Origin of the sequence: Methyloversatilis sp. NSM2, assembly GCF_038066675.1 — a bacterium.
Taxonomy (GTDB): Bacteria; Pseudomonadota; Gammaproteobacteria; order Burkholderiales; family Rhodocyclaceae; genus Methyloversatilis; species Methyloversatilis discipulorum_A.
Map to the genome: position 1 here is coordinate 1 of NZ_JBBUKV010000001.1, position 22,229 is coordinate 22,229.

A 22,229-nucleotide genomic window follows, 5' to 3' on the forward strand; every position below is an offset into this window, starting at 1 on the left:
CGCGCCAATGATAGTGAGCACCTCGCTCGCGAAAGTAGGTCAGCGCCAGGCTACCCCACAACACAACGCCCGATCACACCCCTGTGATCGGGCGTTTGTGCGTCCACACCCCGCTCCACCACAGCTCACCAACCCCGCAAACGACCAAAACCGGACCACAATCCGTCCCATGGCCGATCAAAACACCCCACGCGCCTTCTCCGGCATCGATCGCCTCTACGGCAACGGCGCTTACGCAAAACTCCACAACGCATCCGTCACCATCGTCGGCATCGGCGGCGTCGGATCATGGGCCGCCGAAGCAATCTCCAGACACGCTATACAAAATATCAACATCATCGCGGTGGGACAAACGTGGGCGCCGGCTCGCCGGTACAAGCTCGAATTAGCCCCGACCTGGTCGATCGGAGCACCAGCCACGAGGCTCAGAGCGTCGCCTGCTGTGTTATCCTAGAAAGCTATCCGCAACGGCGGAATCTCATACAACCACGCCTAATTTTTCCCTACGATTCAAGGACATTCGCTAATGGCGCAGAACACCTCACCCGTGAACACACTCGAGCGGAAGATCAACATGTCGGTGGTCGCCGCGGATGTCGAAAAGAACGTTGCGGTTCGCCTCGCGCGGATGGCTCGCACGGTCAAGATGCCCGGCTTCCGTCCGGGCAAGGTGCCGATGAAGATCGTCGAGCAGCAATACTCGGCCCAGGCTCGCTCCGAGGCATTCACCGAAGCCGTTCAACAAGCCTTCGGCGCAGCAGTACGTGAGCAGAACCTCCGCGTTGCGGGTTTCCCGAAGATCGAGCCCGCCGAATCCACCGAGCCTGGCAAGGTCTTCTTCAGTGCAACCTTCGAGGTGTACCCGGAGATCGTTGCAGCCGACCTCAGCGGCAAGACGCTCGAGCGCTCGGTACTGACCGTTGGCGATGCAGAGGTCGAGAAGACGCTTGAAGTTCTGCGCAAGCAGCGTGTCAGCTACGTTGCGGCGGATAAGGCTGCTGCCAAGGATGATCGAATTGTCATGGACTTCCGCGGTACGCGAGAAGGAGAAGCTTTCGACGGTGGTACCGCGGAGGACTTTCCTGTCGTTCTTGGCGCAGGCGCACTGCTGCCCGAGTTCGAGAGCAATGTCGAAGGCCTGAAGGCGGGCGATTCCAAGACGTTTTCGCTGACCTTCCCCGAGGACTATCAGGCGAAGGATCTGGCTGGTACGACGGTTCAGTTCGAGGTCAAGATCAAGTCGGTGGAGGCTCCGGTGCTGCCTGAGCTTTCCGCCGATTTCGCGAAGTCACTCGGTGTTCCGTCCGGCGACGTCGAACAGCTCAAGGCGGACGTCAAATCCAACCTCGAACGTGAAGTCAAGAAGCGCCTGCAGGCGCGCGTCAAGAACGAGGTCATGAACCTGCTGCTCGAAACGCATGAGTTTGACGTGCCGAGCGCGCTCGTCGAGCAGGAATCGCAGCGCATGGCGGAAGAAGCGCGTGCAAATCTTGCCTCACGTGGCATGAACGTGAAGGACATCCCAGTCGAGCCGGCATGGTTTGCCGACCAAGCTGTGCGCCGTGTCCGTCTCGGCCTTGTTGTTGCCGAGATCGTCAAGAAGAACGAGCTGTATGCCAAGCCGGAACAAATCCGCGCCGTGGTGGAAGAGCAGGCTCAAAGTTACGAAGATCCGGCCGATGTCGTTCGTTGGTACTACAGCGATACGCAGCGTCTGGCACAAGTCGAAGCGCTCGTTGTCGAAGACAACGTGGTTGACTGGGTGCTGGGCGTCGCAAAAGTGTCGGACAAGGCTGTCGAGTTTGACGAACTGATGGCAACGAACTGATCGATACGACGTGTCGGGTCCGATGCTTGCTTGTATGAATACGAGAGGCCGCACGGGCGGCCTCGTCCGGGAGAGTGTCGAATGATGTCGGAAACTGTCGGTCTGGGCATGGTGCCCATGGTCATCGAGCAAAGTGGTCGGGGCGAGCGCGCTTACGACATTTACTCGCGTCTGCTGCGCGAACGCGTGGTGTTCCTGGTCGGTCCCGTGAATGACACGACGGCCAACCTGATCGTTGCGCAGTTGCTGTTTCTTGAGTCGGAAAACCCGGACAAGGACATCTTCTTCTACATCAACTCGCCGGGTGGCTCGGTCACTGCGGGTTTGTCGATCTACGACACGATGCAGTTCATCAAGCCGGATGTGTCCACGCTGTGCATCGGTCAGGCCGCCAGCATGGGTGCCTTCCTGCTGTCGGCCGGCGCGAAGGGCAAGCGCTTCTGCCTGCCGAATTCGCGTGTGATGATTCATCAACCGATGGGCGGTTTTCAGGGGCAGGCGTCGGACATCGAGATCCACGCCCGGGAAATCCTGACGCTGCGGGCCAAGCTGAACAACATCATGGCGCACCACACCGGTCAGCCGATCGAAACAATCGAACGCGACACGGATCGCGACAATTTCCTTTCGGCGGAACAGGCGCGCGAGTACGGCATTATTGATAAGGTACTGACAACGCGGGCGGAGAGTGCCGCCTGAGTGCGGGTGTCCGCATGCAACGCAGGTGTACCTGTCAAGTTTGGAGTTGAGTCATGACCGACAAGAAATCGGGTTCCGAAAAGCTGCTCTACTGCTCGTTCTGCGGGAAGAGTCAGCATGAAGTGAAGAAGCTCATCGCCGGGCCGTCGGTCTTCATCTGCGACGAATGTATCGACCTTTGCAACGACATCATTCGAGACGAAATCAGCAGCGAGCAGGCGGGAAAGAGTGCGCGCGGTGATCTGCCGTCGCCGAAGGAAATCTGCGAGATTCTCGATCAGTACGTGATCGGGCAGTCTCCGGCCAAGCGCATCCTTGCGGTTGCCGTCTACAACCATTACAAGCGCCTGCGCCACATGTCGCGCAAGGACGAGGTCGAACTGTCGAAGAGCAACATCCTGCTCGTCGGTCCGACCGGGTCGGGCAAGACACTGCTTGCGCAGACGCTCGCGCGCCTGCTCAACGTGCCCTTCGTGATGGCTGACGCCACGACGCTGACCGAAGCGGGTTACGTCGGCGAAGACGTTGAGAACATCATCCAGAAGCTGCTGCAGAAGTGCGACTACGAAGTCGAGCGTGCACAGCAGGGCATCGTCTATATCGACGAAATCGACAAGATTTCGCGCAAATCCGACAACCCGTCGATCACTCGCGACGTATCCGGCGAAGGCGTGCAGCAGGCGCTGCTCAAGCTGATCGAGGGCACGGTCGCCAGCGTGCCGCCGCAAGGCGGGCGCAAGCACCCGAACCAGGACTTCGTACAGGTCGATACGACCAACATCCTGTTCATCTGCGGCGGCGCGTTCGATGGTCTGGAGAAGGTCATTCGCAATCGCACCGAGCAAGTGGGTATCGGCTTCGGTGCCGAGGTGAAAAGCCGCGATAACCGCAGCACCGGCGAGGCGCTGCGCAATGTCGAGCCTGAGGATCTGATCAAGTTCGGCCTGATTCCCGAGTTCGTCGGCCGTCTGCCGGTCGTCGCAACGTTGCAGGAGCTCGACGAGGAAGCGCTGATCCAGATCCTGATCGAACCCAAGAACGCGCTGATCAAGCAGTACCAGAAGCTGTTCCAGATGGAAGGCGTCGAGCTCGAGGTGCGCCCGGGTGCGCTGCAGGCGATCGCACGCAAGGCACTGAAGCGCAAGACCGGGGCACGTGGTCTGCGCAGCATCATCGAGTCTGCACTGCTGGACACGATGTACGAACTGCCGGGCATCGAGAATGTCGCAAAGGTGGTGATCGACGAGGGCGTGATCGATGGCGAGACCAAGCCGATCATGCTGTTCGCCGATCAGCCCAAGGTGTCCGGTTCGAACTGATACCCGCGCGTCGGTTTGCGCGCTGCGCGGGTGCCGGAGCCGGGGCGGCTTGATTCGGGAAGTGCCGCCCCAATCTGTCTGACACTGTCGCGTTAAGGAATAGCAATGTCCAGCCTCCAAACCGTTCCCGAGCAACTCGAACTGCCGCTTCTGCCACTGCGGGACGTCGTCGTCTTCCCGCACATGGTGATCCCGCTGTTCGTCGGTCGCCCGAAATCCATCAAGGCGCTCGAGTCGGCCATGGAAGCCGGCAAGAGCATCCTGCTGGTGGCACAGAAGTCCGCCGCCAAGGATGAGCCGAATCCCGAAGATCTCTACCGTATTGGCTGCGTTGCCAACATCCTGCAGATGCTCAAGCTGCCGGACGGCACCGTGAAGGTGCTTGTCGAAGGCACGCAGCGTGCGACGGTCGAGGACATCGTCGATATCAAGACGCTGTTCATGGCCCAGGTCACCACGGTGCCTGCCGTCGAGCAGACCTCGCACGAGATCGAGGCGATGCGGCGCGCGCTGATCAGCCAGTTCGATCAGTACGTCAAGCTGAACAAGAAGATTCCGCCGGAAATCCTGACCTCGTTGTCCAGCATCGAGGAAGCGGGCCGACTGGCGGACACGGTGGCGGCGCACCTGCCGCTCAAGCTCGAGCAGAAGCAGGACATCCTCGAACTGTTCGGCACCGCCGAGCGCATCGAGCGCCTGCTGTCGCAACTGGAAACCGAACTCGACATCCTGCAGGTCGAGAAGCGCATCCGTGGCCGCGTGAAGCGGCAGATGGAGAAGAGCCAGCGCGAGTACTACCTGAACGAGCAGGTCAAGGCCATCCAGAAGGAACTGGGCGAGGGCGAGGACGGCGCCGATCTCGAGGAAATCGAGAAGAAGATCAAGGCTGCCGGCATGACCAAGGAAGCCATCGCCAAGGCGCAGTCCGAACTGAAAAAGCTCAAGCTGATGTCGCCGATGTCGGCCGAGGCGACCGTCGTGCGCAATTTCATCGAGACGCTGGTCGGTCTGCCGTGGCGCAAGAAGTCGCGTATTTCGAAGGATCTGGCGGAAGCCGAGAAGATTCTCGACAAGGACCACTACGGTCTGGAGAAGGTGAAGGAACGCATTCTCGAGTACTTGGCGGTACAGCAGCGCGTCGACAAGCTGAAGGCACCGATCCTGTGCCTGGTCGGCCCTCCGGGCGTCGGCAAGACTTCGCTCGGCCAGTCGATCGCGAAGGCCACCAACCGCAAGTTCGTGCGCATGGCGCTGGGCGGTGTGCGTGACGAAGCCGAGATCCGCGGCCACCGTCGCACGTATATCGGTTCGATGCCGGGCAAGATCCTGCAGAACATGACCAAGGTCGCGGTGAAGAATCCGCTCTTCCTGCTCGACGAAGTCGACAAGATGGGCCAGGACTTCCGTGGCGATCCGTCGTCGGCGCTGCTCGAAGTGCTCGATCCGGAGCAGAACTCGACTTTCGTCGACCACTACGTCGAGGTCGAGTACGACCTCTCGGACGTGATGTTCGTGGCGACCGCGAACTCGCTGAACATTCCTGCGCCGCTGCTCGACCGGATGGAAGTGATCCGGCTGTCCGGCTACACGGAAGAAGAGAAGGTCAACATCTGCCAGCGCTATCTCGTGCCGAAGCAGATGAAGAACAACGGTCTGAAGAAGGAAGAGCTGTCGGTTACCGAAGACGCGCTGCGCGACATCGTGCGCTACTACACCCGCGAAGCCGGCGTACGTGCGCTTGAACGTGAAGTGTCCAAGATCTGCCGCAAGGTGGTGAAGGGCCTGGTGATGCGCAAGCGTTCGTCCAAGGTGATCGTCAACGCAAAGAACCTCGACAAGTTCCTTGGCGTTCGTCGCTATACCTTCGGCATCGCCGAGAAGGACAACCAGATTGGTCAGGTGACCGGCTTGGCCTGGACCGAAGTCGGTGGCGAACTGCTGACGATCGAAGTCGCGACCATGCCGGGCAAGGGCGCCGTGCAGCGCACGGGTTCGCTCGGCGACGTGATGAAGGAATCGGTCGAGGCCGCGCGCTCCGTGGTGCGTTCGCGCGCACGTCGCCTTGGCATCAAGGACGAAGTGTTCGAGAAGTCCGATCTGCACGTGCACTTCCCGGAGGGCGCGACGCCCAAGGACGGTCCGTCGGCGGGTATCGCGATCACCACGGCTTTGGTGTCTGCGCTGACCGGCATTCCGGTCCGTGCCGACGTCGCGATGACCGGCGAAATCACGCTGCGTGGCGAGGTGCTGGGTATTGGCGGCCTGAAGGAAAAACTGCTTGCAGCAGTGCGTGGCGGTATCCGCACGGCGCTGATTCCGCAGGAGAACGTGAAGGATCTGGCCGACATGCCGGACACGCTGAAGAACTCGATCGAGATCGTGGCGGTGAAGTGGATCGATGAGGTGCTGGAGCGCGCGCTCGAGCGCAAGCCCGACGCACTGCCCGAGGCCGATCCGGCAGCCGTAGTCGCCAAGGTCGAGGAACCCGCAGCGGCCGGCTCGGTCGTTACGCACTGATCGCTGCCTGACAACAGCCCGCGAACCACCTCTTGTGAGGTATCATCGCGGGCTGTTTTTTGCAGCGACCTTCAGGCAGCGGGTGCTTAGCTCAGTTGGTAGAGCGTCGCCCTTACAAGGCGAATGTCGGCGGTTCGAGCCCGTCAGCACCCACCATTCCCTGCCTCGTTGCCCCGCAAAACTGGAGTGGTAGTTCAGTTGGTTAGAATACCGGCCTGTCACGCCGGGGGTCGCGGGTTCGAGTCCCGTCCACTCCGCCAAAACTGACAGCGGGCGAACGGATGTTCGCCTTTTTCATTTCCTGCGCCCGAAAAGCCCGGGCTCCGCGAAAGGTTCCTATGTTCGATGCAGTCCGCAACAACAAGCGCGTGGTCCAGGTCGTCCTGTTGCTGATGGTGTTGCCCTTCGCCTTCTTCGGCGTCGAGTCCTACATGAACAACGACGCGGTGCGCGAGGACGCGGCGGTCGTTGGCAAGCTGAAGATCGCTCCGGAAGAGTTCGAGCAGGCGCTGCGAGATCAGACCGATCGCTTGCGCGACATGGCGGGTGAACAGTTCGACCCGAAGATGATGGAGACGCCGCAGGCGCGTGCGCAGACGCTCGACGGCCTGGTGAGCCAGCGCATCCTGCTGCAGGAGGCACAGCGTCAGCACATGACGGTCTCCGATGCGCGCATGAGCCAGATCATCGCCGGCGTTCCCGGTTTCCAGATCGACGGCAAGTTCTCCGAAGCACGCTTCGACCAGGTTGCCCAGACGCAGGGCTACAGTCGCGACGGCCTGCTGGCCCGCATCCGTCAGGATCTGGTGATCCGCCAGCTGTACACCGGTGTCGCCGGCAGTTCCTTCGTGCCCGCCTCGCTTGCCCGTCGCTGGGCGCAGATGCAGCAGGAAGAGCGCGAGGTGAGCGAAGCCATCATCACCCCCTTCGAGTTCATCGAGCAGTTCAAGATCACGCCGGAGCAGGTGCGCAAGTACTACGACGACAATCAGAAGGAGTTCTCGGTCCCGGAGCAGGTCAAGGTCGAGTATCTGGTGCTCAGCGAAGCCGCGCTTGCCGCGACACAGGAGGTCAGCGAGGAAGAGGTGCGCAAGACCTTCGAAGCCAACCAGTCGCGCTACATGCAGGGCGAGGAGCGCAAGGCTCGTCATATCCTGCTGACCGTCGACGCGGGCGCCAGCGCCGAGGATCGCAAGGCGGTCAAGGCCAAGGCCGAGGCCCTGCAGAAGACGGTCAAGGCCGATCCGTCGAAGTTCGCGGAGCTGGCCAAGGCCAACTCCGAAGATCCGGGCTCGAAGGACAACGGTGGTGATCTGGGCTTCTTTGGCCGCGGCACCATGGTGAAGCCGTTCGAGGAAGCCGCCTTCGCATTGAAGAAGGGCGAAGTCAGCGCTGTCGTCGAAACCGATTTCGGTTACCACATCATCCAGGTCGAGGACGTCCGCGGTGGTCAGGGCAAGACGCTGGAAGAGGCGCGTGCCGAAATCACCGACGATCTGAAGAAGCAGGCGGCCCGTCGGCGCTTTGCCGAACTTGCGGAAACCTTCAGCAATACCGTCTATGAACAGGCCGACAGTCTGGCGCCGGCCGCCGAGAAGCTTGGTCTGCAGGTGAAGATCAGTCCGCTGATCCCCAAGGGGCTGCTGATGCCGGCGCCGTTCGACAACGAGAAGCTGCGTGAGGCGATTTTCTCGGAAGACGCGGTCAAGAACCGTCGCAATACGCAGGCGATCGAGACGGCGTCGAACACCCTCGTGTCGGCACGCGTGATCGAGCAACTGCCGCCGTCCATCAAACCCTTCGAAACCGTGCAGGCCGACATCGAAAAGAAGCTGGGCTTCGAAGCGGGCCGCAAGATGGCGCTGGAGCGGGGCGAAGCGTCGCTCGCCAAGTTGCGTGCCGGCGAAGAGGCGCCGCTGAACTGGTCGCCGCCGCAGGACATCTCGCGCGCCCAGGCGCAGGGTCCGGCCGCCACCATGGTGCGCGCCATCTTCAATGCACCGGCCAACAAGCTGCCGGCCTATCTGGGCTTCCCGATGGATAACGGTGGTTTTGCGATCTTCCGCATCACCGCCGTCAAGCAGCCGAAGGAAGCGCTCGATCCGGCGCGCGTTGAAGCGATCAAGGCGCAACTCGAACAGACCGTGTCGCAGGACGATTTCGCCGCCTATCTTGCTTCCTTGCGCAAGGAGTATCCGGTGACCGTCAATCGCAAACTGATCGACAACGTCAAGCAGCCCTGAGCGCGGGCAGCTGGAACAAGAAGGCCACCTCGAAGGTGGCCTTTTTTTCGTCGCTGAGGTTCAGGCCTGTGTTCAGGCGTAGGCGGCGGGGTCCGGTGCGTTGCGCAGACCGGTAAGGAAGGTGTCGACCAGCCAGGGCGCCCGGGCGCGCAGATCGAAATCGCGGCGTTCTATCCAGCTGCGCATCAGCCCGCCGATGAATGCGTGCATTGCCTCGGCGGTTTCCTTCGGCGGCAGGTGCGCCGGCAACTGGCCCTGGCGCACGGCCGCCGCGAAGACCACTTCCAGCATGGACAGGCAGCGCGTGTGCGTCTCCAGTTCGCGCGAGCGCAGGCGATCAAAGTCGGGGCCGCCATCGAGCTTGCAGAACTTGATCTCGAACACCGACTGCACGCGTTCGCACTCGGCCAGCATGCGCAGCACGTGGATCGCATCGTTGCGCAGATAGCCTAGCGGGTCGTTGCCGGGGTCGGCAGCCAGATCGCTGAGCATGGCCTGCATCGGCGTGCTCACGCGTTCGCATACAGCTTCGAAAATGTCGGCCTTGTTCTCGAAATGCCAATACACGGCGCCGCGCGTATGACCGGCGCTCTTGGCGATGTCGTCCAGCGTGGTGCTGGCGACCCCCTTTTCGCGGAAGCAGCGCTCCGCCGCGTCGAGCAACTGAATGCGCGTCGCTTCGGCTTCTTCCTTGGTGCGTCTGACCATATGAGCTGTAAGGGATTTATACAAACAGACGTGAATGTATATTTTCTTCGCGCCCGCGTCAAAGTGGTGCAACAAGCTGCGAGGCGCGCAGCGTAACAGCGGCCATCGCGGCGTGCATGGCAAAAAGCTTGAAACGACGTGCTGTCGGCGCCGCCTAGGGCAGCGTGGCGTCGGGACAAAAGAAAAGGGCCCAGACCGTGAGGTCTGAGCCCTGAATGTGGTGGGCAGTAGTGGGATCGAACCACTGACCCCCGCCGTGTGAAGGCGGTGCTCTACCGCTGAGCTAACTGCCCTGTATTCGTGACAGGGCGCGAATACTAGCCGGTGAACGTCGGCGCGTCAAATGCTGTTGTGCGACGCGCTACAATCGCGCGCTCACTTTTACGTGTTTCCAGCCATGTCCCAGGTCGTTCGTACCCGCTTCGCCCCCAGCCCCACCGGTTATCTGCACATCGGCGGTGCCCGCACTGCGCTGTTCTCCTGGGCCTATGCGCGCCGGCATGGCGGCCAGTTCATCCTGCGCATCGAAGATACCGACGTTGCCCGCTCGACCCCGGAGGCGGTGCAGGCGATTCTCGACGGCATGAAGTGGCTGGAGCTGGGCCACGACGAGGGCCCGTTCTACCAGATGCAGCGCATGGACCGTTACAAGGCGGTGATCGCGCAGATGCTGGAGCAGGGCCACGCCTACCGCTGCTACACCACGCCCGAGGAACTCGATGCGCTGCGCGAACGCCAGCGCGCCAACAACGAGAAGCCGCGTTACGACGGTCGCTGGCGCCCGGCGCCCGGCAAGACGCTGCCGGCACCGCCGGCTGGCGTACAGCCGGTCATCCGCTTCTGCAATCCAGTGGACGGCGTCGTCGCCTGGGATGATCAGGTGAAGGGCCGCATCGCCATCGCCAATGAAGAGCTGGATGACCTCATCATTGCTCGCGCCGACGGTACACCCACCTACAACTTCTGCGTCTGCGTCGACGACTGGGACATGGGCATCACCCACGTCATCCGCGGCGACGATCACGTGAACAACACGCCGCGCCAGATCAACATCCTGCGCGCATTGGGTGCAACGGTGCCGCAGTACGCGCACCTGTCGATGATCCTCGGCGATGACGGGCAGAAGCTGTCCAAGCGTCATGGCGCGGTCAGCGTGATGCAGTACGATGAGGACGGCTACCTGCAGGAGGCGGTGATCAACTATCTGGCGCGTCTGGGCTGGAGCCACGGCGACGACGAAATCTTCTCGCGCGAGCAGTTCGTGCAGTGGTTCGATCTCGACCACATCACGCCATCGGCGGCCCAGTTCAACACCGAAAAGCTGCGCTGGCTCAACGCCCATTACATGAAGCAGGCGGACAACGCGTGGCTGGCCGCCGACGTTGCCAGCCGGCTGGCGCGCCGCGGTGTCGACCCGGAAGCCGGGCCCGCGCTGGAGCCGCTGATCGCGTTGTACAAGGATCGCGTGGCTACGCTGGTCGAACTGGCCGATGCGCTCGAAGCGTTCTACATCGACCTGCACGTGGCGCCCGAACTGCTCGCCCAGCATCTGACCGACCCCGCGCGAGAGGCCCTGCGCAAGCTGTCCGCCCGTCTCGAAGCGGCCGCCTGGGACAAGGCCGCGCTGTCCGCCGCGATCAAGGAAACCTGTACCGAGTGCGGCCTGAAGATGCCGCAGGTCGCGATTCCGCTGCGGGTGGCGCTGCTCGGCCAGCCGCAGACGCCGTCGATCGACGCAGTGCTCGAAGCATTCGGCCGCGAGCGCGTGCTTGCCCGGCTGAGCCGCGTGCTCTGATCCGTTCACCGTGCGCGGAACATCTGCGCACGGACATTCCCGATGAGTGGCGCCGGCAGGTCCTGAACGGCCCGGCGCATCGTCCATCGGTCGGGGTGGTTCTCGTCTTGCATCGGGCATAGACTGAAGACGGATCCGCGGCTTCGAGGCTGAAGCGCGGACAGTCTGATGTCACAGTCCGGTACGGGCCATGAACCGCATCTTCATCAGCTACCGCAGTGCCGATGGGGCCAAGGACGCCAGCCGGCTGGCCGACGACCTCGGTCGCGTTTTCGGCGCCGACCATGTGTTCCTCGACCGGCAGGATCTGCGCGGCGGCAGCAGCTGGCGGCAGGAGATCGAGCGCGCCATCGGCCACCGGCCCATCGTGCTGCTGCTGGTGACGCCCGGTTTCGCCGGCGCGCGTCACGCTGACGGGCGGCTGCGCATCGACGACCCCGACGATCCCGTGCGCATGGAAATCCAGTCGGCCATCGACGCCGGCGCAGTGCTGATGCCACTGCGCGTCGATGGCACGCCGATGCCGTCGGCCGCCAGCCTGCCTGAACCCCTGCGCGTCATCACCGAGCGCCACGCGCTGCCGCTGCGCACCGACGACTGGACCCGCCTCGATCTGCCGCGCATCGTCGCCGACATCGAGCGGCTGGGCGTGCCGCGCAGCGGCGCCACTGTGGCGGAGGGCGTGCGGCCGGTGCGCAGCAATGCACGTCGCTGGGCGCTTGCCGCCGTGGGCGTGCTGGCGATCACCGCGCTCGTCCGCCTTGCCGTCGAGGACGACGCCGAGCTGCCGCTGCCGCCCACCGCGGCCGGCGTCGACACCGTCGCGCCGTCGCCGCCGGCGGACGCCACGCAGCCGGTGGCTGCACTCGCCACCGACCGGCCATCGCTTGAAGGCCGCTGGCTGCTCACCACGCAGAACGGCGAGCGCATTCCGCTGCACCTGCGTCACCGTGACGATCGGCTGTCGCTGCGCTCCGAGCCGGTGCGCGTCGACAACGACCCGGAATGGCGCGACTACATCGCGTCGCTTGCCGCGATGGAGGGACCGCCGCTCACCCATATCGTGTTTACCGCCGAGGGCGCCGTATTCGGCGACCTCGCCGATCTGGCCGTGCGTGTCGTCAGCGCCGACGGCAGTTTTCTGGTCGACAGCGGCAATCTCACGCTGCGCATCGGCCCGGAGCGCCGCGTGCTGGCCGGCAAGGTCGAACTGAACAGTGGCGAACAGAATACGGTCGTGCTGTCGCGCCGACCCTGAACCGAGGAGACGGAACATGAGTGCAGCCCGATACCGCATACGCGGCACCGTCAGCGACGCGGCCACGCCGGACGCCGGCGCCGGTGTCGCGGTGCTGCACGGCCGCCGGCTGATTCCCGGCCGCGCCCGCGACGGCGTGACCGGCGAGCTGGAGGTGGCAGCCGACGAGGTCGTGCGTATCGAACTCGACAACGGCTTCGTGCTGTGGAGCCGCGCCGACGACCTGGTGCGCGAACACGGCCATCGTTCGGTATCGCGCGACGGCGACAGCGCCTGGGAATTCGACGCGCTCGACACCGCGGCGACCGCGCCGGCTTCGCGCGGTCTGCTCGGGTTGGGCATTCGCGTGCTCGACTTCTTCGGAATCGATCTGAAGAAGAAGTCGGCCGCGGCGCTTGGCAAGTGGTTCGAGGAAAAGCGGCTCAGCCGCGCGCCCGGCTTCTATCACTGCACGCTCGACGCCTTCGCGCTGACGCCGCTGGCCGCGCGCGCAGCCATCGCCGCCGACGCCGGTCCGCTGCTGGTTTTCCTGCATGGCACCGGTTCGAGCTGCGAAGGCAGCTTCGGCGGACTGTGGGACGCCGCCAATCGCGAGGGCGCCGCGCTGCGTCGCCGGCTGACTGCGCGTTACGGCGAGCGCGTGTTCGCGCTCGAACACCGTTCGCTGACCGAGAGCCCGATCAGCAATGCGCTGGCGCTTGCCAAGCGCCTGCCCAAGGGGGCGGAGCTGCATCTGGTCAGTCATTCGCGCGGTGGCATGGTGGGCGAACTGATGTGCCTCGGCGAATGCCGCGGGCTGGACGCTGTCATTGGCCGCCTCGACGAACTGTTCGCCGCCGACCGCACGCTGGCCGAGCAGATCGGCCTCGGCGCGCTCGACGATGCCGCCGAGGCGGCGCGCCACGCGGCCTATCAGGCCGATCGCGCGAATCTGGCGGCGCTGCTGGCGGAACTGAAGACCAAGCAGTTCCGCGTCAGCCGCTTCGTCCGCGTCGCCTGCCCCGCGCGCGGTACCACGCTGGCGTCGGGCCGCCTCGACCGCTGGCTGTCGGTGCTCGACTTCGTCTCCGGCAAGGCGCTGTTCGGCGACGCCGTCGACTTCCTGCTCACCGTGGTGAAGGAGCGCACGGACCCGCGCACGCTGCCGGGCGCAGAGGCGATGATGCCCGGCTCGGCGCTGACCCGGCTGCTCAATCACGCCGAGCTCGAAACCGTCGCCGACCTCACGGTGATCGCCGGCGACGTCGAGGGCGAATCGCTGTGGCAGAAGATCAAGCTGGTCGCTACCGACTGGTTCTACGGCGCCGACCACGATCTGGTGGTGAATACCGGCTCGATGAGCGGCGGGCTGCGTCGCCCGACGAACGGCGCGCGCTTCGGTCGCGACGAGGGCGCGCAGGTCAATCACTTCCGCTACTTCGTCAATGAGAAGAGCGTGCGCTGGCTGGCCGCCGGCCTGCTGCGCGCCGACGGTGACGACGCCGGCTTCCAGCCGATCGCCGAGGCGCCGCACGATCCGCCGCGCTGGCGCAGCGCGCTGGCGCGCAGCCAGAGCGCTGCCGAGCCGCGGCCGCTGGCGGTCGTGCTGCCGGGCACCATGGGCAGCGAACTGAGCGTCGATGGCGAGCGCGTCTGGCTGGACTATCTCGCGCTGTTCAAGGGCGGGCTCAGGCGTCTGCACATGGCGGCGGCGCAGGTCGAGCCCGGCGGTCTGGTCGATCAGTTCTACGGGCCGCTGCTCGAATTCCTTGCGCGCAGTCACCGCGTCGAATTCTTCGCCTACGACTGGCGGCAGTCGGTGCGCGCAGCGGCGGCGCGGCTGGCCGAACGCCTGGAGGCCGTGGTCGCGCGCGCCGAGGCCGAGCAGCAACCGGTGCACATCGTCGCCCACTCGATGGGCGGGTTGGTGGTGCGCGCGCTGATGAGCGACGGCGGTCGCGGTGCTGCCGTGTGGGCGCGCATCACCCGCCTGCCGGGCAGCCGCTTCCTGATGCTCGGTACACCGAACGCCGGCTCGCACGAGGCGGTGCGCTGGCTCACCGGCCACAACCCGACGCAGGCGCGCCTGGCGCTGCTTGACTTCACGCAGAGCACCACCGAAATCATCGATCTGGTGCGCACCTACCCGGGCCTGCTCGAACTGCTGCCGTTCGCCGACAGCGATCCGGACTTCGCCGACGCGGCGCGCTGGGAAGCACTGCGCAAGCAGCTTGGCGCGCGCTGGAAGCCGGCAGACGCGAAGACGCTGAAATGGGCGCGCGATACCTGGACGCAGCTGAAGTCGACAGCGGTCGACGCGCGCTTCGTCCGCTACGTGGCCGGTTGCCAGCCGGCCACCGTGATCGACTACCGGGTCGAGGACGCCGACGACCCGTGGCCGCTGGGCCGCAAGCGCATCGATTTTGTTGCCACCGCGCGCGGCGACGGCACCGTCAGCTGGGCCTCCGGCACGCTGCCGGGCGTGCCCATGTGGTACGCCGAAGACACTGCGCATGACTTCCTGTGCGCGCAAACGCGCGCCTTCGACGGCTACCTCGACATCCTGACCAACGGCAGCACGACCCGGCTGCCGTCGGCGCCGCCGGCCGGCGCGCGTGCCGCCGGCGCCGGCGAGGAGCTGTTCGTGCTGAAGCCGCTGCCACCGGCCGACGGCATTCCGCAGGCAGCCGACATCGCTACCTTCGGCTTCGGCGGCGGTACGCCTCCGCGTCGGGTCGAGCGCAGCACGCGCACGCCGATCACCGTGCGCGTACGCCACTGCGAACTGAGCTATGCGCGCCACCCGGTCATGGTCGGACACTATGCCGGCGACACCATCGTCAGTGCCGAGGCGAGCATGGACCGACGCATGAACGGTGCGCTGTCGCGCAGCCTGCAGCTGGGACGCTATCCGGGTGCGGCAGGCACCCACGGCATCTTCATTCCGCGCGAGATGCACCAGCACCCGCAGGGCGCCATCGTGGTCGGCCTGGGCGAGGTGGGGGAGCTGAGCCCGGGGCTGCTGCAGGATGGCGTGCGCCGCGCGCTGCTCGATCTTGCACTGCAGGTGATCGAGTGGCCGGACGAGCGCTTCGGCCCGGCCGATGCCCTGCGCACCATCTGCGTATCGACCCTGCTGGTCGGCACCGGCGCTGGCGGCATGCGCACGCGCGATTCGGTCGAATCCATCCTGCGCGGCACCGGCGACGCCCAGCGCGCGCTGCGCGAAGGTGCGCTCGCCGGTCGCGTCGTCATCGGCGAGGTCGAATTCATCGAGCTGTACGAGGACATCGCCATCCAGGCCGCCGGCGCATTGCGCGAGGTGGTCGATGGTCCGCTGGCGGGCGAGTTCGTGTGGCCGGAACAGGTGCTCGGTCAGGGACACGGCGGGCGCCGTCGCGTCTGTTTCGACGAGGACGCGAGCTGGTGGCACCGGCTGGAGATATCCCACGACGCGCGTCGCGACGAACTGCGTTTCATCGCGCTGACCGACCGCGCCCGTGCCGAAATCAGTCTGGTCGGCGGCCAGCTGCAGCAGGTCGATGCCTTCGTAAGCCAGGCCTGCCGCTCCTGCGCCGCCGATGCCGACACTTCGCGCACGCTGTTCGAAATGCTGCTGCCGCACCGGATGAAGCAGCTGGCACCGGAGCGGCGCAGCGTGGTGCTGCTGGTCGACGAGGTGTCCGGCCGCTTCCCGTGGGAACTGCTGGAGGACCGCTGGCAGGCCGGTCAGCGTCCGCCGGCCGTGGCCTCCGGCATGCTGCGCCAGCTGCGCACGTCGCAGTATCGCGAGCGGCCGTTGGGTGCGACACGGGCCAGCGCACTGGTGATCGGCGATCCGGCACCGCTCGGTCGCGGGTTTTCCGCACTGCCGGACGCCGCCGCCGAAGCGCGTGCGGTGGCCGGCGTACTGTCCGCCGGTGGGTGCGGAGTGACCGAGCTGATCCACGCCGAGGGCCGCGCCATCATGGCGGCGCTGCATCAGGATGCCTGGCGCATCCTGCATCTGGCCGGCCACGGCGTGCATGAGTACGTGGTGCCCACCACGACGCCAGCGGACGGCGGCAGCGGCACGCGCAAGGTGTCCGGCATGGTGATCGGCGACGGCTGGTTCCTGACGCCCGGCGACGTCGAGCAGATGCGCTACGTGCCGGAGCTGGTGTTCATCAACTGCTGCCATCTCGGCAACACCGGCGGTAACGATGCCGCCGGCTCCCCCGATCTCAATCGACTGGCCGCGAATCTGGCGACGCAGTTCATCCGCATGGGCGTGCGCGCCGTCGTTGCTGCAGGCTGGGCGGTCGATGACGCCGCCGCGCGCTGTTTCGCCGAAACCCTGTACGGCAGTCTGCTCGACGGCCGCGGCTTCGGTGACGCGGTACGTCTCGCGCGCGAGGCGACCTGGACCCGTCACCCGAAGGTGAATACCTGGGGCGCCTACCAGTGCTACGGCGACCCCGATTACCGGCTCGACCCGACCGGTCCGGCGCGCCGCGACAGCGCGCCGCCGCCGTTCACGACGCCGTCCGAACTGGTGGTGGCGATCGACAACCGCAGCAGCGCGCTGATGAGCGGAGGTGCTGCGGCGAACGGTGGCGATGCCGATCCGTCGGCCTGGCTCGACAGCTACACCGCGCGCGTGCCGGCTGCCGCACGTGCCGCCTGGCTGGCGCGTGCCGACGTGGCCGCGGCGATCGGCCTGTGTTTCGGCGAGTCCGGTCATTACACGCTGGCGGCGCAGTGGCTGGACCGCGCGCGCGAGGCCGACGACGGCGACTGTCCGCTGCGCGTGCTCGAACAGTCGGCCAATTTCAGGGTCCGTGCCGCCGACGACGAGTGGGCGCTGATGCGCGAGAAGCGCGGCGACGCCACCGACCTGATTACCGGCATCCGGCGCGCCATCGCCGACCTTGAGCTGCTGACGCCGTCGGCCAAGCGTTGCGCCTTGCTCGGCAGTGCGCACAAGCGGCTGGCCTGGATGCTGGACGGCGACGCGCGGCTGGCGGCGCTGGCCGACATGGCGCAGCACTACGGGCGGGCGTTCGAGCTGGCCGCGCGCAACGAGGGGCAGACCGTGGACAGCTATGCCTTCGTCAATCTGTGGACGGCGCGACTGCTGCATGCGCGGCTGAGTGGTGCCGAACTGCCGGCGGATGCCGCGCGCACCGTCCGCGACGGATGCGAGCGCGTGCAACGGGATGCCGCCGCCCACCCGCATCCGGACTTCTGGAGCACGGCCGTGGTCGGTGACTGCGAACTGTTGTGCGCCTTGCTCGACGGGCGACTGGCTGCCGCCGAACAGGCGAGCATCGTCGGCGCCTATCGGGCAGCGTTCGCCCGTGGTGGCAGCGCACGAGAACGCGCGTCGGTGCTCGATCAGGTCGATTTCCTGATCGATCTGGGCGTGCTGCGCAGCGGTCTGAAGAAGGTGCGTGAGGCGCTCGGCGCCTGACGAGGACTCAAGGAGGGCACATGGCCAGTGGACTGAAGTACGACGACGACTACCTGATAGGCGGCCCGGCGCGCGCCCGCGTCACGCCCAACTTCCAGCTTTCGGAGTACGCGCGCGCCGACGGCACGGTGCGCGTGCATCGTGAGCTGCTGGCAGCGGTGCAACGGGTACGCGAAGAGCTCGGGACGGGCGTCAGCATTGCCGGCGTTGTGCCGCGCGGTGGTCTGGGCGCAGGGATCGAAGGGCGCTTCGTCTGGCTGAAAGCGGCCGATCCGGCCGCACTGGCCGACGCCGCCCGCCGTGTCGCGCGTGACGGCTGGCTGGCGCGAGTCGAACCGCGCGGCGAGCAGGTCTATGTCGAGATGCACGACCCGTCCAAGCTGCCGGCGCTGGCCGCCGAGCGCGCGCTCGACCTGGCGATCGCGGTGACGGCGGCATTCGAGACCAGCGGCGATCCCTATCTGCAGGTGACCGGCAATTTCGACGGCGCCGGTCTGTCCTTCGGGCCGCTGCAGGTCAATCTGGGCACCGGCACGCTGCAGGAGCTGTTCCGTCGCTTCGCGGCGCGCGACGAGGCGACGCTGCGCGCCTGCTTCGGCGCGCTGTGGGACGAATGGCAGCGCATGCTACGCCTGCCGTCGCGCGCGGCGCAGGTACGCTGGGCCGATGCGCTGAGCCGCGGTCCGCGCAAGGCCGCTTTCGATCCGGCGTGGACGAAGGCGCTGCAGGCGGTCGGCCGGCAGCCGGTGTTCCGCGCCGAATGGCTGCGCTACGCCTACGACACCTACGGTCGCAAGCTGGTCGTCGCGCTGGCCTGGCTTAAAGGCGTGCGGCCGATACCGATACGCAATTTCCGCTGCCTGGCCGCGCTGTACGACCTCTGCGTGCAGCAGGGCAGTCTGGACAAGGCGCACGCCGCCATCCGCCGGCGCATCGAGCGGGAGAACCCGCAGGACGAGTTTGCGCTGACCCGGATCGCGGTCGAGGAGCGCGGCCGGACCGCCAATGCGCAGTGGCGCGCCGACTGCATCAGCCGCCGGCTGTGCATACTGGAGCGCGAGCCGGTCAGGGTGATCGAATCCGGCCAGAGCGCACAGCGCGACAATCCGCAGCTCCATCTGCTGCGCAACGCGCCGGTGCACCAGATGGAGCGCTGGCTCGCCTGAACTGCGGCCTGCACACCGGCTGTAACGGATTTATCGCAGACGGCGCGCAGGCGTCGCTTAAACTCGGGCGCTTCCGACATCCTTTCAGGTTTCCGTCATGTCCCTGCAGCCCGTCATCCTGTGCGGTGGTTCCGGCACCCGCCTGTGGCCCCTTTCGCGCGAACGCTATCCGAAACAGCTGCTGCCGCTCGATGGTGACAACACGCTGCTGCAGGACACCGCGCTGCGCGCTGGCGCACCCGGCATCGAACTGGCGCCGCCGCTGGTCGTCTGCAACGAGGAATACCGCTTCCTGACGGCCGAACAGCTGCGTCAGATCGGCGTGCATCCGGCCGCGCTGCTGCTCGAACCGGTCGGCCGCAATACCGCGCCCGCGCTGGCACTGGCCGCGCTGGCCGCAGCCGGCCCCGACACCGTGCTGCTGGTGATGCCGTCCGACCACGTGATCCGCGACACCCCGGCCTTCCGCGATGCGGTGGCCATCGGCGCGGCGCAGGCGGAGCAGGGCGCGGTGGTCACCTTCGGCATCACGCCGGACCGCCCGGAGACGGGCTATGGCTACATCAAGGTCGGTGCCGCCCTGGCCGGCAGCCCGGCGCGCACGCTGGACCGCTTCGTCGAGAAGCCGGACGCGCCGACCGCGCAGTCCTACCTGGAAAGCGGCAACTATCTGTGGAACGCCGGCATCTTCATGATGAAGGCCAGCGTGGCGCTCGATCTGCTGAAGCGTTTCCGCCCGGACATCGAGGCGGCCAGCCGCGCCGCCTACGAGGGCGGCGCCGCCGATCGCGACTTCTACCGTGTCGACAAGGTCGCCTTCGCCGCCTGCCCGTCCGATTCGATCGACTACGCCATCATGGAACCGCTGGCCGCCGGCGAACCGCGCGTGGCGCCGGCGGTGGTGGTGCCGCTGGATGCCGGCTGGTCCGACGTCGGTGCGTGGGATGCGCTGTGGCAGGTGGCCGACAAGGACGCCGATGGCAATGTGGCGCGCGGCGACGTGCTGCTGCAGGACACCTCGGACAGTCTGGTGTTCGCCGAAACCCGCATGGTGAGCTGCCTCGGCCTGAAGGACGTGGTCGTGGTCGAAACCAGCGACGCGGTCATGGTGGCGGCCAAGGACCGCACGCAGGACGTCAAGCGCATCGTGACCGAGCTGAAGGCGCGCAAGCGCCCTGAGGCGGAAAACCACCGCAAGGTGTATCGCCCGTGGGGCTATTACGATTCGATCGACGCCGGCCCGCGCTTCCAGGTCAAGCGCATCGTCGTCAATCCGGGCGCTTCGCTGTCGCTGCAGATGCACCACCACCGCGCCGAACACTGGATTGTCGTGAGCGGCACCGCGCGCGTGACCTGCGGCGACAACGTGCTGCTGCTGTCGGAGAACCAGTCCACCTACATTCCGCTGGGCACCACGCACCGGCTGGAGAACCCGGGCAAGCTGCCGCTGGAAATGATCGAGGTGCAGTCCGGCAGCTATCTGGGCGAGGACGACATCGTCCGCTTCGAGGACACCTACGGTCGCAAGTGAGGGCGACGGCCCGCGCGAGCGGGCCGTGTCGCCGGATCAGACGACGAAGGTTTCCAGCCGCTGCCGCATCGACTGCGACAGCGCGTTCATCGCGTCGGCCGCGTGACTGACCTGACGTACCGCCGCGCTGTTGTGCTCGCTCATGCCGGCGATGCGCTCGACCTGCTGCGCGATGCTCTCACTGGCGCTGGTCTGTTCGCGCAGCGCGCGTGAAATCTCGTCGGTGGCACCGACCGCGTTGCGCGATTCGCTCTTGATGTCGTCCATCGCCTGCGCTGCCTGCTGCGTCGAACTGCCGATTTGATCGAACTGCGACACCAGCTCCTGCATGCTGGTACGCGTCTGTTCGGTCACCGACTGCACGTTGCCGACCACGCTGTCGATCTGTTTGGTCGCTTCGGTCGTGCGCTCGGCCAGTTTGCGCACCTCGTCGGCCACCACCGCGAAACCGCGGCCCTGTTCGCCGGCGCGTGCCGCCTCGATTGCGGCATTGAGCGCCAGCAGATTGGTCTGGTCGGCGATGCCCTTGATGGTGCCGGCGATCTCGCCGATCTGTTCCACCTGGCGGCTCAGTTCCTCCATGCCGCCAGCGGCCGCCTGTACGTCTACCGCGGCGTCGCGCATCGACGACGCGGTGGTCTCGATCACGTTGCCGCCGAAGTCGGCGCGCTCGAGCGAACTGCGCGACACGTCGCGCGCGTGACCGGCGCTTTCGCTGACGTGGGCAACGCTGACGGCGAGCTGTTCGGCCGCCGCGGCCATGCTCGAGGTCGAATCGTTCTGCTGTGCGACGGCGTCGGCCAGCGTGTCGACCGAGCCGTGCAGCGACGAGGAGTGGCTGGCGACCTGCTGCGCGTTGTCGCGCATCGATTTCAGGGTTGATTGCAGCTCGGCGAACAGCGCATTGATCGACGCGCCGGCCGCCGACAGCTCGTCGCCACGGCTGTCGGGCGCGCGTACCGTAAGGTCCATCCGCGCCCGGGCCTGCCCCAGCGCACCCTGCAGCGACGAAAGACTGGTGGTCAGACGGCGCAGCGTCAGCACGATGCCGACGATCAGCAGCAGCGACAGCACGGCGATGGCGACGCTCAGCGTGATCAGGCCGGTGCGGTAGAGCGCGCTGGTGCGAGCACGCGTTTCATCACCCAGCGCCTTCACGTCCTGTTCGATCAGCCGCGTCAGTGCGGTCATCGCTTCGGTCGCGCTGCGGTCTATGCCCTTCACCGCGCGGTCGACCTTCTTGCCGGATTCGGGATCGGCGGCGTCGAAGTCCTTCAGTGCGGTGACGTAACGCTCGTGCATCGCAGCGTGCGCGGCGGCAAGGGCTTTCACCTCGGCGACGCGCGGCGATCCTTCCGCCTGCAGTCGGCCGGCGATGTCCTGCAGGCGCGACGACACGTCCTGCGCATGCTTACCGAAGCTCTTGCTGTAGCGCTGGAACTGCTCGACGTCGTTGCCGCGGATCAGGATGTTCTTCCATTCCTGCACCTGGGTCTTGAAATCGATGCTCGCGTTCTGCACGTCGAGGCCAATGGCGACCGTGCGCTGCAGACGCGCCAGATCGTCGCCGACGCCGCGGTCGAGGCGGTAGAGCTGGAGCAGGCCGAAGCCGCCGGCGGCCAGCAGTCCGGCGAGGGCGACGAAGCCGAGGGCCAGCAGGCGGCCGCGCAGTGTTTTCAGTCCGTTCATGTCGGGCACTCCAGAGGCAAGTGCCTGAATATCGGGAGAAAACGT

13 protein-coding genes and 3 tRNA genes are annotated in these 22,229 nt (G+C 65.9%); 13 read left to right on the forward strand and 3 right to left on the reverse strand.

All coding sequences use genetic code 11. The features are described from left to right. Nucleotides 1-169 precede the first annotated feature (169 nt). The 8 genes from WJU27_RS00005 (at nucleotide 170) to WJU27_RS00040 (ending at nucleotide 8,606) form a co-directional block, all read left to right on the forward strand. Nucleotides 170-454 carry a ThiF family adenylyltransferase gene (locus WJU27_RS00005; protein ID WP_332308862.1) on the forward strand — a complete coding sequence of 95 codons (285 nt, stop codon included), beginning with the start codon at nucleotides 170-172 and terminating at the stop codon, nucleotides 452-454. 72 nt (nucleotides 455-526) lie between these two features. After that, a complete protein-coding gene (gene tig / locus WJU27_RS00010) occupies nucleotides 527-1,828 on the forward strand; it encodes a trigger factor (RefSeq protein ID WP_341420747.1) in 1,302 nt (433 codons plus the stop codon). Nucleotides 1,829-1,909: 81 nt separating this feature from the next. Continuing rightward, entirely contained in the window at nucleotides 1,910-2,527 is a 618-nt protein-coding gene (gene clpP / locus WJU27_RS00015; RefSeq protein ID WP_019917133.1) for an ATP-dependent Clp endopeptidase proteolytic subunit ClpP, read from the forward strand. 53 nt (nucleotides 2,528-2,580) lie between these two features. After that, entirely contained in the window at nucleotides 2,581-3,846 is a 1,266-nt protein-coding gene (clpX, locus tag WJU27_RS00020; RefSeq protein WP_019917134.1) for an ATP-dependent Clp protease ATP-binding subunit ClpX, read from the forward strand. A 105-nt stretch (nucleotides 3,847-3,951) separates the two neighbouring features. Further along, nucleotides 3,952-6,363: an endopeptidase La gene (lon, locus tag WJU27_RS00025; protein ID WP_020165582.1), complete on the forward strand. Its 2,412-nt coding sequence runs from the start codon at nucleotides 3,952-3,954 to the stop codon at nucleotides 6,361-6,363. Nucleotides 6,364-6,443: 80 nt separating this feature from the next. After that, nucleotides 6,444-6,519, forward strand: a tRNA-Val gene (locus WJU27_RS00030). Nucleotides 6,520-6,546: 27 nt separating this feature from the next. Further along, a tRNA-Asp gene (locus WJU27_RS00035) sits at nucleotides 6,547-6,623 on the forward strand. Nucleotides 6,624-6,701: 78 nt separating this feature from the next. Further along, entirely contained in the window at nucleotides 6,702-8,606 is a 1,905-nt protein-coding gene (locus WJU27_RS00040) for a SurA N-terminal domain-containing protein (RefSeq protein WP_296812973.1), read from the forward strand. 72 nt (nucleotides 8,607-8,678) lie between these two features. On the opposite strand, the gene WJU27_RS00045 is transcribed toward WJU27_RS00040, so the two are convergent. Then, entirely contained in the window at nucleotides 8,679-9,314 is a 636-nt protein-coding gene (locus tag WJU27_RS00045; RefSeq protein WP_020165580.1) for a TetR family transcriptional regulator, read from the reverse strand. A 218-nt stretch (nucleotides 9,315-9,532) separates the two neighbouring features. After that, nucleotides 9,533-9,607, reverse strand: a tRNA-Val gene (locus WJU27_RS00050). Nucleotides 9,608-9,711: 104 nt separating this feature from the next. On the opposite strand from WJU27_RS00050, the gene gltX reads away from it, so the two are divergent. The 5 genes from gltX to WJU27_RS00075 all read left to right on the forward strand — a co-directional run bounded on the left by gltX (nucleotide 9,712) and on the right by WJU27_RS00075 (nucleotide 20,495). Beyond that, on the forward strand, nucleotides 9,712-11,109 hold the full coding sequence (gene gltX / locus WJU27_RS00055) for a glutamate--tRNA ligase (protein ID WP_341420750.1): 1,398 nt from the start codon (nucleotides 9,712-9,714) through the stop codon (nucleotides 11,107-11,109). Between the two features lie 190 nt (nucleotides 11,110-11,299). After that, entirely contained in the window at nucleotides 11,300-12,367 is a 1,068-nt protein-coding gene (locus tag WJU27_RS00060; protein ID WP_341420751.1) for a toll/interleukin-1 receptor domain-containing protein, read from the forward strand. 16 nt (nucleotides 12,368-12,383) lie between these two features. After that, on the forward strand, nucleotides 12,384-17,798 hold the full coding sequence (locus WJU27_RS00065) for a CHAT domain-containing protein (protein ID WP_341420752.1): 5,415 nt from the start codon (nucleotides 12,384-12,386) through the stop codon (nucleotides 17,796-17,798). Nucleotides 17,799-17,818: 20 nt separating this feature from the next. Next, nucleotides 17,819-18,964, forward strand: coding sequence for a hypothetical protein (locus WJU27_RS00070; protein WP_341420753.1), 1,146 nt, complete (start codon nucleotides 17,819-17,821; stop codon nucleotides 18,962-18,964). A gap of 97 nt (nucleotides 18,965-19,061) precedes the next feature. After that, complete coding sequence (locus WJU27_RS00075) at nucleotides 19,062-20,495, forward strand: mannose-1-phosphate guanylyltransferase/mannose-6-phosphate isomerase (protein WP_341420754.1); 1,434 nt, start codon at nucleotides 19,062-19,064, stop codon at nucleotides 20,493-20,495. A gap of 36 nt (nucleotides 20,496-20,531) precedes the next feature. Here WJU27_RS00075 and WJU27_RS00080 read toward each other — a convergent pair whose 3' ends face one another. Next, nucleotides 20,532-22,184, reverse strand: a complete 1,653-nt coding sequence (locus WJU27_RS00080; protein ID WP_341420755.1) for a methyl-accepting chemotaxis protein — start codon at nucleotides 22,182-22,184, stop codon at nucleotides 20,532-20,534. Nucleotides 22,185-22,229: the final 45 nt, after the last annotated feature.

Coding starts and splice junctions, on each gene's coding strand:
- WJU27_RS00060 (WP_341420751.1), top strand. CDS start 11,300: ATGAACCGCATCTTCATCAGCTACCGCAGTGCCGATGGGGCCAAGGAC.
- WJU27_RS00040 (WP_296812973.1), top strand. CDS start 6,702: ATGTTCGATGCAGTCCGCAACAACAAGCGCGTGGTCCAGGTCGTCCTG.
- WJU27_RS00080 (WP_341420755.1), bottom strand. CDS start 22,184: ATGAACGGACTGAAAACACTGCGCGGCCGCCTGCTGGCCCTCGGCTTC.
- lon (WP_020165582.1), top strand. CDS start 3,952: ATGTCCAGCCTCCAAACCGTTCCCGAGCAACTCGAACTGCCGCTTCTG.
- clpP (WP_019917133.1), top strand. CDS start 1,910: ATGATGTCGGAAACTGTCGGTCTGGGCATGGTGCCCATGGTCATCGAG.
- tig (WP_341420747.1), top strand. CDS start 527: ATGGCGCAGAACACCTCACCCGTGAACACACTCGAGCGGAAGATCAAC.
- WJU27_RS00005 (WP_332308862.1), top strand. CDS start 170: ATGGCCGATCAAAACACCCCACGCGCCTTCTCCGGCATCGATCGCCTC.
- WJU27_RS00075 (WP_341420754.1), top strand. CDS start 19,062: ATGTCCCTGCAGCCCGTCATCCTGTGCGGTGGTTCCGGCACCCGCCTG.
- WJU27_RS00065 (WP_341420752.1), top strand. CDS start 12,384: ATGAGTGCAGCCCGATACCGCATACGCGGCACCGTCAGCGACGCGGCC.
- WJU27_RS00070 (WP_341420753.1), top strand. CDS start 17,819: ATGGCCAGTGGACTGAAGTACGACGACGACTACCTGATAGGCGGCCCG.
- clpX (WP_019917134.1), top strand. CDS start 2,581: ATGACCGACAAGAAATCGGGTTCCGAAAAGCTGCTCTACTGCTCGTTC.
- gltX (WP_341420750.1), top strand. CDS start 9,712: ATGTCCCAGGTCGTTCGTACCCGCTTCGCCCCCAGCCCCACCGGTTAT.
- WJU27_RS00045 (WP_020165580.1), bottom strand. CDS start 9,314: ATGGTCAGACGCACCAAGGAAGAAGCCGAAGCGACGCGCATTCAGTTG.